This is a genomic window from Rhizobium sp. 21-4511-3d (assembly GCF_053522545.1).
Map to the genome: position 1 here is coordinate 704,005 of NZ_JBNWCF010000001.1, position 13,003 is coordinate 717,007.

The 13,003-nt window shown below is 60.1% G+C and carries 12 protein-coding genes, 4 tRNA genes and 1 pseudogene; 11 read left to right on the forward strand and 6 right to left on the reverse strand.

Annotated elements, in window-relative coordinates:
* The first annotated feature begins 222 nt into the window (after positions 1-222).
* Together ACQZ5H_RS03725 and prfB are read left to right on the forward strand one after the other, a co-directional pair.
* Positions 223-2,682: a penicillin-binding protein 1A gene (locus ACQZ5H_RS03725; protein ID WP_112720413.1), complete on the forward strand. Its 2,460-nt coding sequence runs from the start codon at positions 223-225 to the stop codon at positions 2,680-2,682.
* A gap of 101 nt (positions 2,683-2,783) precedes the next feature.
* A protein-coding gene (prfB, locus tag ACQZ5H_RS03730; RefSeq protein ID WP_112720412.1) for a peptide chain release factor 2 occupies positions 2,784-3,915 on the forward strand; the annotation gives its coding sequence in 2 pieces (ribosomal slippage) (positions 2,784-2,852 and positions 2,854-3,915; 1,131 coding nt in all).
* Positions 3,916-3,968: 53 nt separating this feature from the next.
* Here prfB and ACQZ5H_RS03735 read toward each other — a convergent pair.
* The 3 genes from ACQZ5H_RS03735 to ACQZ5H_RS03745 form a co-directional block, all read right to left on the reverse strand.
* Positions 3,969-4,283, reverse strand: coding sequence for a hypothetical protein (locus tag ACQZ5H_RS03735; RefSeq protein WP_449096767.1), 315 nt, complete (start codon positions 4,281-4,283; stop codon positions 3,969-3,971).
* Between the two features lie 116 nt (positions 4,284-4,399).
* The gene (locus ACQZ5H_RS03740; RefSeq protein ID WP_449096768.1) at positions 4,400-6,148 is read right to left on the reverse strand and encodes a hypothetical protein; all 1,749 of its coding nucleotides are present in this window, start codon (positions 6,146-6,148) and stop codon (positions 4,400-4,402) included.
* Between the two features lie 164 nt (positions 6,149-6,312).
* Positions 6,313-6,388: transfer RNA gene (locus ACQZ5H_RS03745), tRNA-Thr, on the reverse strand.
* Positions 6,389-6,576: 188 nt separating this feature from the next.
* On the opposite strand from ACQZ5H_RS03745, the gene ACQZ5H_RS03750 reads away from it, so the two are divergent.
* Together ACQZ5H_RS03750 and ACQZ5H_RS03755 are read left to right on the forward strand one after the other, a co-directional pair.
* Complete coding sequence (locus ACQZ5H_RS03750) at positions 6,577-7,350, forward strand: NAD kinase (RefSeq protein ID WP_112720409.1); 774 nt, start codon at positions 6,577-6,579, stop codon at positions 7,348-7,350.
* A gap of 1 nt (position 7,351) precedes the next feature.
* Complete coding sequence (locus ACQZ5H_RS03755; RefSeq protein WP_449096769.1) at positions 7,352-7,855, forward strand: hypothetical protein; 504 nt, start codon at positions 7,352-7,354, stop codon at positions 7,853-7,855.
* 55 nt (positions 7,856-7,910) lie between these two features.
* Here ACQZ5H_RS03755 and ACQZ5H_RS03760 read toward each other — a convergent pair whose 3' ends face one another.
* The 3 genes from ACQZ5H_RS03760 to rlmB all read right to left on the reverse strand — a co-directional run bounded on the left by ACQZ5H_RS03760 (position 7,911) and on the right by rlmB (position 9,257).
* A complete protein-coding gene (locus ACQZ5H_RS03760) occupies positions 7,911-8,048 on the reverse strand; it encodes a hypothetical protein (RefSeq protein WP_165402738.1) in 138 nt (45 codons plus the stop codon).
* Between the two features lie 61 nt (positions 8,049-8,109).
* Positions 8,110-8,277 (reverse strand): hypothetical protein, encoded by a 168-nt coding sequence (locus ACQZ5H_RS03765; protein ID WP_199628677.1) that lies wholly within the window; start codon positions 8,275-8,277, stop codon positions 8,110-8,112.
* A gap of 89 nt (positions 8,278-8,366) precedes the next feature.
* Positions 8,367-9,257 (reverse strand): 23S rRNA (guanosine(2251)-2'-O)-methyltransferase RlmB, encoded by an 891-nt coding sequence (gene rlmB, locus ACQZ5H_RS03770; RefSeq protein ID WP_203429037.1) that lies wholly within the window; start codon positions 9,255-9,257, stop codon positions 8,367-8,369.
* A gap of 202 nt (positions 9,258-9,459) precedes the next feature.
* Here rlmB and ACQZ5H_RS03775 point away from each other — a divergent pair.
* The 7 genes and pseudogenes from ACQZ5H_RS03775 (at position 9,460) to ACQZ5H_RS03805 (ending at position 12,911) form a co-directional block, all read left to right on the forward strand.
* Positions 9,460-9,544: transfer RNA gene (locus ACQZ5H_RS03775), tRNA-Tyr, on the forward strand.
* A 23-nt stretch (positions 9,545-9,567) separates the two neighbouring features.
* Positions 9,568-9,641: transfer RNA gene (locus ACQZ5H_RS03780), tRNA-Gly, on the forward strand.
* A 198-nt stretch (positions 9,642-9,839) separates the two neighbouring features.
* Positions 9,840-11,015, forward strand: a complete 1,176-nt coding sequence (gene tuf, locus ACQZ5H_RS03785) for an elongation factor Tu (RefSeq protein WP_130282487.1) — start codon at positions 9,840-9,842, stop codon at positions 11,013-11,015.
* 107 nt (positions 11,016-11,122) lie between these two features.
* Positions 11,123-11,404: pseudogene (locus tag ACQZ5H_RS03790) on the forward strand (type II toxin-antitoxin system RelE/ParE family toxin).
* Positions 11,405-11,424: 20 nt separating this feature from the next.
* Positions 11,425-11,724, forward strand: a complete 300-nt coding sequence (locus ACQZ5H_RS03795; protein WP_130282501.1) for a HigA family addiction module antitoxin — start codon at positions 11,425-11,427, stop codon at positions 11,722-11,724.
* Positions 11,725-11,801: 77 nt separating this feature from the next.
* Positions 11,802-12,695, forward strand: coding sequence for an NAD-dependent epimerase/dehydratase family protein (locus ACQZ5H_RS03800; protein ID WP_449096770.1), 894 nt, complete (start codon positions 11,802-11,804; stop codon positions 12,693-12,695).
* A gap of 140 nt (positions 12,696-12,835) precedes the next feature.
* Positions 12,836-12,911: transfer RNA gene (locus tag ACQZ5H_RS03805), tRNA-Trp, on the forward strand.
* Positions 12,912-13,003 lie beyond the last annotated feature (92 nt).

Sequence of the window (13,003 nt, forward strand, 5' to 3'; positions counted from 1 at the left end):
CAGTTTGAGCGAAAGCTGAGGATGGCAGTGGAATGGGGCAGGGGAGCCCTATTTTGCTCACATTCAGGCCGTTACTCCCGGCTATGTTTCTGACCCGAGAGGCGGAATCGGCTTGTCGCAGTGCCGCGCATGGAGTAAGCCGCGCGCAACGTGTAAATTGCGCGATCTGATGCGATGATACCGCCTGCGCCGATTGAAGATTTGGAATACCGGTAGCCCAACATGATCAGACTTCTTGGATATTTCTTCGGCATTGCTTGCGTCATGTTTCTTGGCGCAGCAGCTGTCGTGGCCGTTTATCTGGCCAACGTCGCGAAGGATCTCCCCGATTACGCCGTGCTGAACAGCTATGCGCCGCCCGTGACCACCCGCGTTCACGCCGGCAACGGCGCGCTGATGGCCGAATATGCCAAGGAAAAGCGCCTGTTCCTGCCGATCCAGGCAATCCCGGACCGCGTCAAGGCTGCCTTCCTTTCGGCTGAAGACAAGAATTTCTACAACCATCCGGGCGTCGACCTCACCGGTCTCGGCCGCGCTATTCTCGTCAACGTCCAGAATTTCGGCTCCGGCCGCCGCCCGGTCGGCGCCTCGACGATCACCCAGCAGGTCGCCAAGAACTTCCTTCTGACCTCGGACCAGACGATCGACCGCAAGATCAAGGAAGCGATCCTCTCCTTCCGCATCGAGCAGGCTTACAGCAAGGACAAGATCCTCGAGCTTTATCTGAACGAGATCTTCTTCGGCCTGAACTCCTACGGTATCGGTAGCGCAGCACTCACCTATTTCAACAAGTCGGTCACCGAACTGACGATCGCCGAATCCGCCTATCTGGCATCGCTGCCGAAAGGCCCGGCAAACTACCATCCGTTCCGCCACCCGGAAGCAGCGCTTGAGCGCCGCAACTGGGTCATCGATCGCATGGTCGAAAACGGCTATGTCAGCAAGGAAGATGGCGAAGAAGCCAAAAAGCAGCCGCTCGGCGTCACCGCCCGCAGCACCGGCCCGTCGCTCTTCGCGTCCGATTACTTCGCCGAAGCCGTCCGCCGTCAGCTGATCGACCAGTTCGGTGAGAAGGCGCTTTATGAAGGCGGCCTCTCGGTCCGCACCTCGCTCGATCCGCAGATGCAGCTGGCTGCCCGCCGCGCCCTTCAGGATGGTCTGACGACCTATGACGAGCGCCGCGGTTTCCACGGCCCGATCAAGACGATCGACACGACTGCCGACTGGGGCAAGGCTCTCGCCGACATTCCGGCGCTGTCGGACGTTCCCGAATGGCGCCTTGCCGTCGTTCTCGCCGTATCCGACGACAGCGTCGATATCGGCCTGCAGCCGCCGAAGGACGGTGGCGGCAAGATCGGCCCGGATCGCGAGCGCGGTACCATCCAGGCAAAGAACATGCAGTGGGCCTATCGCTCGTCGACTGGCGACCGCAAGACGGCGAAGTCGCCTGAGGGCGTTCTGTCGCCAGGCGACGTCGTCTATGTCGCGCGCCAGGGCGGTGAGACATCGACATCATACCGGCTGCAGCAGCCACCGAAGGTTCAGGGTGGCCTCGTTGCCATGGACCCGAAAACCGGCCGCGTTCTCGCCATGGCTGGCGGCTTCTCTTACGGCCAGTCGGAATTCAACCGTGCGACGCAGGCGATGCGCCAGCCGGGTTCCTCCTTCAAGCCTTTCGTCTACGCAGCCGCGATGGACAACGGCTATACGCCTGCCTCGGTCATCATGGACGCCCCGATCGAGATCGTCTCCGGCGGTCAGGTCTGGAAGCCTGAGAACTACGGCGGCGAAGTCGGCGGCCCCTCGACGCTGCGTTCGGGCATCGAGCATTCGCGCAACCTGATGACGGTCCGCCTCGCCAACGACCTTGGCATGAACATTGTTGCCGAATATGCGGAGCGCTTCGGCATCTACGACAAGATGCCGCCGCTGCTCGCCATGTCGCTCGGCTCCGGCGAAACCACCGTTCTGCGCATGGTCTCGGCCTATTCGGTCATTGCCAATGGCGGCAAGCAGATCAAGCCGACGCTGATCGACCGCATCCAGGACCGCTACGGCAAGACCATCTTCAAGCATGAAGAGCGCGTCTGCGACGGCTGCAATGCCGGCGACTGGCAGAACCAGGAAGAGCCGAACATCGTCGACAACCGCGAACAGGTTCTCGACCCGATGACCGCCTACCAGATCACCTCGATGATGCAGGGGGTCATCACCCGCGGTACCGCCGCAGGCAAGATTGATCTCGGCGGCCGCGATGTCGCCGGCAAGACCGGTACCACCAACGATGAAAAGGACGCCTGGTTCGTCGGCTTCACGCCGGATCTGGTCGCCGGTCTCTACATGGGCTTCGATACGCCGGCGCCGCTTGGCCGCGGCGGTACGGGTGGCGGCCTTTCGGCGCCGATCTTCAACGAGTTCATGCAGGCCGCCGTCAAGGACATGCCGCCGTCCAAATTCGTGATCCCGCAAGGCATGAACCTCGTCGCCATCGACCGCAAGACCGGCATGGCGGCGCAGGAAGGCGATCCGAACACGATTATCGAAGCCTTCAAGCCCGGCACCGGCCCGGCCGACAGCTTCTCGGTGATCGGCATGGACAGCACCATGTCTCCGGAAGAGATCCTGAAGACCTCGCCGCAGGCCAACCAGGCCGTTCAGTCGAACAGCGGCGGCCTCTACTAATCACCTTCGTCGAACGCCATGCGGCGGCTGCGGGCTTTACATCCGCTGCCGCCGCAACTATTTGACGGGCCATCTCGAGACCAACGCAGAGAAGCAGGAAAATGCGCGCGGAGATCATAAACGTAGTCGATGAAACCAAGCAGGCTATCACCCTGCTGAGGAGGCATCTTTGACTGGGACCAGGCGATAAGACGGCTGGACTGGTTGAACAACAAGGCAGAGGACCCGAACCTCTGGAACGATGCCCAGGAAGCACAGAAGCTGATGCGCGAGCGCCAGCAGCTGGATGACGGCATCAACGGCGTGCGGCAGCTCGAGCAGCAGCTGAACGACAATATCGAGCTCATCGAGATGGGCGAGGAAGAGGGCGATGCGAGCATCGTCACCGAGGCCGAGGAAGCGCTGAAGGGCCTGAAGGCCGAAGCTGCGCGCCGCCAGGTCGAGGCCATGCTCTCGGGCGAAGCCGACAGCAACGATACCTATCTCGAAGTCCATTCCGGCGCCGGCGGCACGGAAAGCCAGGACTGGGCGAACATGCTTCTGCGCATGTACACCCGCTGGGCTGAGCGTTCGAAATTCAAGGTCGAGCTTCTGGAAGTCCATGACGGCGAAGAAGCGGGCATCAAGTCCGCGACCCTACTCGTCAAGGGCCACAATGCCTATGGCTGGCTGAAGACGGAATCGGGCGTTCACCGCCTGGTGCGTATCTCGCCTTATGACAGCAACGCGCGCCGTCACACGTCCTTCTCGTCGATCTGGGTGTATCCCGTCGTCGATGACTCGATCAACATCGAGATCAACGAAAGCGACTGCCGCATCGATACCTACCGCTCCTCGGGCGCCGGCGGCCAGCACGTCAACACGACCGACTCGGCCGTGCGTATCACCCATATCCCGACCGGCATCGTGGTCGCCTGCCAGCAGGAACGCTCGCAGCACAAGAACCGTGCCAAGGCCTGGGACATGCTGCGTGCCCGCATGTACGAAGCGGAGCTGAAGAAGCGTGAAGACGCTGCCAGCGCCGAAGCCGCATCGAAGACCGATATCGGCTGGGGCCACCAGATCCGCTCCTACGTCCTGCAGCCCTACCAGCTGGTCAAGGATCTGCGCACCGGCGTTGCCAGCACCGCTCCGGGCGATGTTCTCGACGGCGAACTCAACGAGTTCATGGAAGCGGCTCTCGCGCACCGCATCAGCGGCAAGCCCGACGCCGTCGTCGACGACATCGATTGATCGCTGCAGGCATGTGAATAAAGAAAGCCCCGGTCTCCCGGGGCTTTTTCATTCTAGAGGTTCAGGCGGAAATAGACGCCGTTGCGATGCGGCCGGTAGTAACGGTCGTGATATCGCCAGTAGCGATGCTCCCGCCAGCGCCGCTCGGCGCGCCAGTCGCGATAGTGGTGCCTGTTATAGCGCCAGCCTTGGCGATAATAGTAACGATGGTTGTTCCGGTAGTGACGGTGCCGGACCTGAACGACATCGCTCTTTTCCACAGCCGCAACCGGCGCCTGCGACCGCTGCATGGCCGAGACAGGCTCCGCCGCAACGAAGGCCGAGCCGATCGAAAGAACGGCCGCAATGGCAAAATGGGCGATTTTCATAACGCATCTCCTTGGTAGTTCATGCCCAAGGTTGGCCCCCGCGGCCTGAACTCGCTCTGAAGACGGGCTTCATGTTAGGTTCATGCGGAGGAAGGCGCGAAGAACGGTTGCCGACATCAATTCTGCCGAGCTTGCGTTGCTCGACCGAAACCGATGTCGCCAGTGTGGGCGGGGCGCCACCTGGCCAATGCAGCCGTTCCAGCGGCCAGGCACAACAATCCACCGAGCGAAGCCATCCATCCCACAGTTTCCTGTTTCGTCGGCGGCATCGAGATGACGGTGTTGTGGGCGCCTGGAGGAATGCTGATCACGACGACTGGCTCGTCGTCACTCAAGATGCCGGCATCCTGCATCGGACCGCCATCCTGGTTGTATTGCCATCCGGTATAGGCGAATTGCCTGATCGCGACGCGCATCTCCTCTGGTGAACTGGTTGCCAGCTCGATCCGCCGCGGCTTCCATTGCGTCACGTCGATATCGCCACCGCCGGAGAGCGCCAGCGTTCGTGCATTGCCGGGAAAATGCGCCTCCAGCAACTTAATGTCACCCAGCTGATATTCCGGGGCATCTGTCGTGTCTTCGATGAGCGCCTCCCGCACCCGCCCTGAATCGCCGCCATACACGATGCAAAAGATATAAAGCGCGGCGTTGATCGCCAGCATCAGCCCTATTGCAAAGAAGACGCTCCTATGCGCTACGGCGCCTATCGCCGTGGCCGGGACGTTTGCCTTGTCGATCGCGTAGGCGCAGAGGACGGCAATCGCGAGCGCCTGGATAGACAGCAGTCTCCAGGGAAACTGAATGCGGTTGAGCGGCGTGTTGAGGCTCCAGAGTGGTTCGCTGATATCGGTCGTCATGATGACCGACACGATCATCAGGATTAGCGGGAAAGTGAGACGAGACGTGAACAGGCCCGTCCGCTCTCGGGTGACTGCATTGCGAAACAGATCGATCGCCACGCCGACTTGCGCGACAGCCGCCACAATGACCATGACCATGATCGGAATATCGGGCCAGACGTTTCGCCCCAGCAGCCATTTCGTCGAGACCAGTAACCCGCCAAACAGCTTTTCGCTGCGAATCATGTTCACCTGCGTCAGCGCCGTGCCAAGATACGCGCCGCAAAGCAACATGGCCGTCGCCGCGGCAGCGAGAAACAGGAGGCAGGGAGCAAGGCTCCTCTGCCGCCACGCTGCGAGAGCCGCATAGAGGCCGACGACCGGCACGGTGATCAGCACCGAGGGCGCATGCAGCAGGATCGCGCAGGCGAGCGACAATACAAGCCCGGTAAAGGCGGCATGAACCTTACGAAAGAAATGGTCTACGGCCAGCAAGGCGAAGGGCAACGGCGCAAACGACCAGACCTCGGCAAAGGCGCCACGGAAATAGGTATCGATGAATAAATGATAGGGCGCTAGCGTATAGGCGATGGCGCCCCATATCGGCGCCGAGCGGCTCGCTATGTGGTTCTTGAGCCAGAGAAACGTGCCGAACGCCCCGGCGAATATCGCCACGGTGACGGACAGTGCGATCCGGTAGGACGTCCATTCGGTGCCGGGGGCAAGCGGATAAGCCAGCGCCGCAAACATCTGCGAAAGCGGCGGGTAGATAAAAAACACCGGGCTGCCGAAGCCCTTGTTCATGTCCGGAAGCCAGCGCGGGAAAATATCGCCGCTCCAGAACACCGGCGCATAGGCCGCCTGCCAGCGGGTGTGGATCAGCGCATCCTGGCCACGTAGGATATCGCCGAAACCGAGCGCCGGCAGCATCACGGCGACAGAAACTACAAGAAGAATGATGGCGGCACTTGTGATGCCGCCTTTGCTTTCGCGCTTGCCCGCCGATTTACCGTCGATGCCGCTCAATCGAAAACCTTCCTGATCGCCCGATCATGACAGGCATGCCCGGGTTTTGATTCTCATTCAGTGAGCTTGAGGTTGAGGCCTGCCATCGGGCAGTGTCAAGTTCGCGGCGCACTGTCTCGAAGGTTCTTGAGACGGCGATCGCAACACCAATTTCTGGAAGGAAGTGGTGCCCCCGGCAGGGTTCGAACCCGCGACCCCCTGATTACAAATCAGGTGCTCTACCAACTGAGCTACAAGGGCATTGCGTGCCAACTAGCAGATTCTGTCCCTGTGTAAAGGCAAAATCCGGCATCGGCGCGAATTCGTGAACGGTGGACCGTGCCGTGCCGATATATTGCACCGTACCGGGCGAACACATCACCGCGCAAAACACCTTGTCGCACAAGCCCTTTATCCTTTAGCTAGGCGAGCATCATAAAGGGCATTGCATGGGCCGGTCATTTCAGACGCTTGGTTTTCTGGCATCTTCCGCCACCGAGGCGCTGGCGGCGCGTGAGGAATTGATTCGCATCTATGGCGATGTGCCGGCCGAGGAGGCCGATGTCATTGTCGCGCTTGGCGGCGATGGCTTCATGCTGCAGACGCTGCACGGTACGATGAACAGTGGCAAGCTTGTCTATGGCATGAACCGCGGTTCCGTCGGCTTCCTGATGAACGATTACAAGACGGAGGATCTGCAGGACCGTATCTGCGCTGCCGTCGAGAATGTCTTCCGTCCGCTGCAGATGACGACAGCCAATGCCGATGGTACCAATTCGACGGCGCTTGCGATCAACGAGGTCTCGCTGTTTCGCCAGTCCTATCAAGCCGCGAAGCTGCGGGTCGAGGTCGATGGCCATGTGCGGCTCGAAGAGCTGATCTGTGACGGCCTGATGGTGGCAACGCCGGCGGGCTCGACGGCCTATAATCTCTCGGCTCATGGTCCGATCCTGCCGCTGGAGGCGCCGCTTCTGGCGATGACGCCGGTGAGCGCCTTCCGTCCGCGGCGCTGGCGCGGCGCGCTGCTGCCGAACAAGGTGACGGTCGATATCCATATTCTGGAAGCGGAGAAGCGGCCGGTGAATGCCGTTGCCGATAATTCCGAGGTCAAGTCGGTGCTGCATGTGCGCATCGCCCAGTCGGAACATATGACGGCACGCATCCTCTCCGATCCGGACCGCTCCTGGTCCGACCGCATTCTGGCAGAACAATTCGAGGATTGAGATGAGAGCCGCAAACTTACTTCTGGCCGCCGCTCTTTTCTCGGGCGCGGGCATGGCGGTTGCAGCACCAGCCGCCGATACAATCCTGCCGTCGTCGATCACCTTTGCGACGAGCACCGGCTACTGGGAAGAGGCCAAGGGCGAGATTGCCATCGAGCGCTCGCCAGGTGCAGCCCAGCCGGCTGCCATCAGTGCGGAGCCGCGGCACGGCTATTACAAGATCTTCGCCGTCCGTCAGCCGGACCGCACGTCCAAGGTCTACCTGCAGCAGATTGCCCAGGCCGACGAAGGCCCCGAGGTCGTTTCCACTCTCGAGCTGCATGAGTTCACCGACATCAAGCCTTATGTGACCGATATCCGTCCGGAGAATTCCACCGGCATCATCAAGCAGCCGGGCCTCTTCGCCACGGTCTACCTGAAGACCGATCCTGATGCCGAGCCCGATGGCTGGACCGTGATGATCGACGAATTCGGCGAGATTACCGTCGAGAAGGCCAGCAACTGACAGCAGAAAGCCCCGGTCATGCCGGGGCTTTGCACATCAGGTGATGGATTCAGGTCTACTGCTGCACAGGCTCGTTGATGCTAGCCTCGATCTTGGCGCCGTTGCCGGTCTGTCCGGCGCCGGATGGCGTCATCATCACGATGCTGAGCACCGAGCCGACCATCAGAACTACGACCACGATCATGATTCGCATGCGGTTTTCCTTGCGTTAATCTGCGAGGCAAACGCGCGGTGCGGTTTGTGGTTCCAGGCGCCTATTGCGCAGGAGCAGGCGCCGTGGGGTCGGTAACGGCAGGTGGCGAGGGCGCCAGCGGGTCGGATTGCCGTGTCGGCTGGGAGGGATCGACCCAGACCAGACTGAGGATGATGCCGACGAAAACTGCGATGAACAGAATGCCGAACAGGAGGGGCCGGATTGCCATGCCGGAGTGCTTCCTTCTCGCTTGCCGTTTCGGTCCGGCGGCTTCTAGCCGCCGCATGCGTTCATTTTGAGTCCGCCGGCTGATCTCACCTATTTCGCCAGATAAAGCCGCGCCGCATAGAGCGCGATCGCTGCCGCGTTCGAGACGTTGAGCGATTTGATCGCGCCCGGCATGTCGAGCCGCGCCAGCGCATTAACCGTCTCGCGCGTCTTCTGCCGCAGGCCCTTGCCCTCGGAGCCGAGAACGAGTGCCACTTTCTCTCCGGTAAAGGTCCCTTCGAGCGGCGCCGGTCCTTCCGAATCAAGCCCGATCGTCACGAAGCCGAGCTTGTGCAGCTCGCCTACCGCATCGGCGAGATTGGTGATCTGTATATAAGGAATGAGTTCAAGGGCGCCGGAGGCCGATTTTGCCATCACGCCCGATTCGGTCGGGCTGTGCCGCTGCGTGGTGATCACAGCACCGGCATTGAAGGCGACGGCCGAGCGCATGATGGCGCCGACATTGTGCGGATCGGTCACCTGGTCGAGAACCAGAAGCAGCGGGCTGTCCTTCAGCGCTTCCAGCCGGCGTACGGGCAGGGGCCGCGTTTCCAGCATGACGCCCTGGTGGATGGCGTCGGGGCCAAGCATCTTGTCGATATCATGCGGCGCCACCATCTCGACCGGAATGCCGAGCGTCTCGGGATCGATCTCCAGGCGGGCGAGCGCATTCTGCGTCACCGAAAGCTTGATGTTGCGGCGCTCTTTATTGTCGAGCGCGGCGCGCACCGTGTGCAGGCCATAGAGATAGACCTGTTCGGGCGCCAGAACCGGCGGCTTCCAGTCGTCGCCGCCGCGCTTGCGCTTTTGCGGGGCAGGGGTGGGGATCTCGCCACGCTCGCGTTTTGCATCGCGGTGCTGGCGGCGCAGCGTTGCATAATGCGTGTCGCGCGGGGTTTTTTCGGTTGCGGGCTTGCCGCCGGATTTGTTGTCTTTGCTCATGCGGCTTTATAGCGGCGCGATCTCGCTGCGCATAGGTCTCATTCGTCTCCAGGCCTTTCAACAGGCAATGAATTTTTTCACATTTTTTCTTTTGTCTTCGTGTTGACATGTGAAAACGCACCGGTCATATACGCGGCGCAGATCGAGGGCGGCGACGCCAAACGATCGCAAGCTTGGTCTTCCGATCCAGACGAAAAGTTATGGAGAGATGCCCGAGTGGTTAAAGGGGACGGACTGTAAATCCGTTGGCTCAGCCTACGTTGGTTCAAATCCAACTCTCTCCACCATTCGTCTCGATCGGACCAATCCCGCGGGTATAGCTCAATGGTAGAGCAGCAGCCTTCCAAGCTGAATACGCGGGTTCGATTCCCGCTACCCGCTCCAGGTTTTCTTTTCATTTTCAAATAATTCTGCAGTCTTGAGCGGCATCGATCTTGTGCGCTGAAGATTGTCTCCCATATGGGCAGCAAAGCCCGGAAGACCGTTCGCAATTAGGTCTTGCGCAATCCCGCCGAAAGCCTTAAACGGCGGCACTAAACCGGTTCGCCGGGGTCACCCATTTCGTTCACAGGAAGCATTCAAATGGCAAAGAGTAAGTTTGAGCGCAACAAGCCGCACGTAAACATCGGCACGATCGGCCACGTTGACCACGGCAAGACGTCTCTGACGGCAGCGATCACGAAGTACTTCGGCGAGTTCAAGGCGTACGACCAGATCGACGCTGCTCCGGAAGAAAAGGCACGCGGCATCACCATCTCGACGGCGCACGTCGAGTATGAGACCCCGAACCGCCACTACGCGCACGTTGACTGCCCCGGCCACGCCGACTACGTCAAGAACATGATCACCGGTGCCGCACAGATGGACGGCGCGATCCTGGTTTGCTCCGCTGCTGACGGCCCGATGCCGCAGACCCGCGAGCACATCCTGCTCGCTCGCCAGGTTGGCGTTCCGGCTATCGTCGTGTTCCTCAACAAGGTCGACCAGGTTGACGACGCCGAGCTTCTCGAACTCGTCGAGCTCGAAGTTCGCGAACTGCTGTCGTCCTACGACTTCCCGGGCGACGACATCCCGGTCGTCAAGGGTTCGGCTCTGGCCGCTCTCGAAGATTCCGACAAGAAGATCGGCGAAGACGCGATCCGCGAGCTGATGGCTCAGGTCGACGCCTACATCCCGACGCCTGAGCGTCCGGTTGACCAGCCGTTCCTGATGCCGATCGAAGACGTGTTCTCGATCTCGGGCCGCGGTACGGTTGTTACGGGCCGCGTCGAGCGTGGTATCGTCAAGGTTGGCGAAGAAGTCGAAATCGTCGGCATCCGCGCCACTTCGAAGACGACGGTTACCGGCGTTGAAATGTTCCGCAAGCTGCTCGATCAGGGCCAGGCCGGCGACAACATCGGCGCTCTGGTTCGCGGTGTTAACCGTGACGGCGTCGAGCGTGGTCAGATCCTGTGCAAGCCGGGTTCGGTCAAGCCGCACAAGAAGTTCAAGGCAGAAGCCTACATCCTGACGAAGGAAGAAGGCGGCCGTCATACGCCGTTCTTCACCAACTATCGTCCGCAGTTCTACTTCCGCACGACGGACGTGACGGGCATCGTCACGCTGCCGGAAGGCACGGAAATGGTTATGCCAGGCGACAACGTCACGGTTGACGTCGAGCTGATCGTTCCGATCGCGATGGAAGAAAAGCTGCGCTTCGCTATCCGCGAAGGCGGCCGTACCGTCGGCGCCGGCATCGTTGCCTCGATCGTCGAGTAATCGACTGTCGCATTGAATAAGGAGGGCCTCGCTGGAAACAGCGGGGCCTTTTTCGTTTTTGTTGACTTCGATTGGTATCATCGTATGATACTAATGCGAGGCGCCCGGTGATCCGATCATATAAGGACAAACTCAGCCAATCGATTGCCGATGGATCGATCCGAAAGGGTTTTCCTGCTCATCTTGTTCGCAGGACGCAGCTGATGCTGGCAGTGCTGAATGCCGCGGCCGATCTCAACGACCTTTGATCCCCGCCGGGAAATCGCTTGGAGAAATTGGCGGGAGACCGGGAAGGGCAGCATTCCGTCCGCATCAACAAGCAATGGCGCATCTGTTTCGTCTGGACGGAAAGCGGACCGGGCGATGTCGAAATCACGGACTATCATTAGAATGAATGGAGCTATGGACCATGGTTGAGAATATTCTGCCGGCGATCCATCCCGGTGAAATCCTGCGGGAGCTCTATCTCGAGCCATTGGAAATCTCGCCCTATATGCTGGCGAAGAAGCTCGGCGTTCCCCGGACCCGTATCGAGCGTATCGCGGTTGGGAAGGTGGGCATCACGACCGATACTGCGCTGCGGCTCGCCAAATTCTTCCGCACGACGCCCGAGTTCTGGATGAACCTGCAGGTGAGCTACGACATCAAGGTCCAAAAGGACGCTATGGCGACGGCGCTTGCCGCCATCCCCGAGGTCGAGGCAGCCTGACGCAGCGGCGCCACCCTTGCGCTCCGCTGCAAAGCCTTTATCTATCCCTGCGATTTTCATGACGCGGAGGATATTTCATGAAGAAGCGTATTCTTTTCACCGGTGGTTCGGGCAAGGCAGGGCGGCACACCGTGCCGTGGCTGATCGCCAAGGGCTATGAGGTCCACAATATCGATCTCGTGCCGCTGGAAAGCCCCGGCGTCACCAATCTGATCGCCGACATCACCGATAGCGGCCAGGTCTTCAACGCGCTGTCGATGCATCGCGACTTTCCCGATCTCGAGAGCGGGAAGGGCGTCCAGCCCTTCGACGCGGTCATTCATTTCGCCGCCGTGCCGCGCATCCTTATCAAGCCTGATAATGAGACCTTCCGCATCAATACGATGGGGACCTATAACGTCATCGAAGCGGCGGTGAAGCTCGGCATCCGCAAGATCATCGTCGCCTCGAGCGAGACGACCTATGGCGTCTGCTTCGCCGAGGGACATCGCGATTTCCACCAGTTTCCGCTGGACGAGGATTACGACGTCAATCCGATGGACTCCTATGGCTTGTCGAAGGTGATCAACGAGAAGACGGCAAGGGCCTTCGCCGAACGCACCGGCGCCGACATCTATGCGCTGCGTATCGGCAACGTTATCGAGCCACATGAATACGAGAAGTTCCCGGCCTATTTTGCGAACCCGGAGATTCGCAAGCGCATTGCCTGGAGCTATATCGATGCTCGCGATCTCGGCCAGATCTGCCATCTCTGCATCGAAAAGGATGGTCTCGGCTACCAGGTCTTCAATGCCGCGAACGACACCGTCTCGGCCAATACGCCGTCGAAGGAGCTCGCCAGACGGTTTTTCCCCAACGTTCCCTTCACCCGCGAGATCGGCGAATATGAGGGGCTTCTCTCCAACCGCAAGATCCGCGAAGTGCTGGGCTTCAAGGAAGAACACAACTGGCGCAACTACGTGAAGGTCTGACGGAAACGTCTTGAAGCGGCAGAGGATTGGGAAAAATCGAAAACGGGACTTGCCAATCCTTTGCCGCCGTCTTAAAGGGAGCGCCATGCTTTGCGGAAGCGCTTCGGCCGAATGGCCAAGGAGCTGAAACGAAAGCGTAAAGGGGTATAGCTCAGTTGGTAGAGCGGCGGTCTCCAAAACCGCAGGTCGGGGGTTCGAGCCCCTCTGCCCCTGCCATTTTCAGACTTCCTTATCTTTTCATGGACTATTTTCTGACTGGATTGTGACCGGTCGTTATCTGCATGGATTTCTCTTCCGCGACCGGCTGG

What these genes read in the sequence shown, in the direction of transcription:
- ACQZ5H_RS03735 (WP_449096767.1), bottom strand. Translation starts at nt 4,283, where the DNA reads ATGAAAATCGCCCATTTTGCCATTGCGGCCGTTCTTTCGATCGGCTCG.
- ACQZ5H_RS03795 (WP_130282501.1), top strand. Translation starts at nt 11,425, where the DNA reads ATGGTTGAGAATATTCTGCCGGCGATCCATCCCGGTGAAATCCTGCGG.
- tuf (WP_130282487.1), top strand. Translation starts at nt 9,840, where the DNA reads ATGGCAAAGAGTAAGTTTGAGCGCAACAAGCCGCACGTAAACATCGGC.
- ACQZ5H_RS03725 (WP_112720413.1), top strand. Translation starts at nt 223, where the DNA reads ATGATCAGACTTCTTGGATATTTCTTCGGCATTGCTTGCGTCATGTTT.
- rlmB (WP_203429037.1), bottom strand. Translation starts at nt 9,257, where the DNA reads ATGAGCAAAGACAACAAATCCGGCGGCAAGCCCGCAACCGAAAAAACC.
- ACQZ5H_RS03760 (WP_165402738.1), bottom strand. Translation starts at nt 8,048, where the DNA reads ATGCGAATCATGATCGTGGTCGTAGTTCTGATGGTCGGCTCGGTGCTC.
- ACQZ5H_RS03750 (WP_112720409.1), top strand. Translation starts at nt 6,577, where the DNA reads ATGGGCCGGTCATTTCAGACGCTTGGTTTTCTGGCATCTTCCGCCACC.
- ACQZ5H_RS03755 (WP_449096769.1), top strand. Translation starts at nt 7,352, where the DNA reads ATGAGAGCCGCAAACTTACTTCTGGCCGCCGCTCTTTTCTCGGGCGCG.
- ACQZ5H_RS03765 (WP_199628677.1), bottom strand. Translation starts at nt 8,277, where the DNA reads ATGGCAATCCGGCCCCTCCTGTTCGGCATTCTGTTCATCGCAGTTTTC.
- ACQZ5H_RS03800 (WP_449096770.1), top strand. Translation starts at nt 11,802, where the DNA reads ATGAAGAAGCGTATTCTTTTCACCGGTGGTTCGGGCAAGGCAGGGCGG.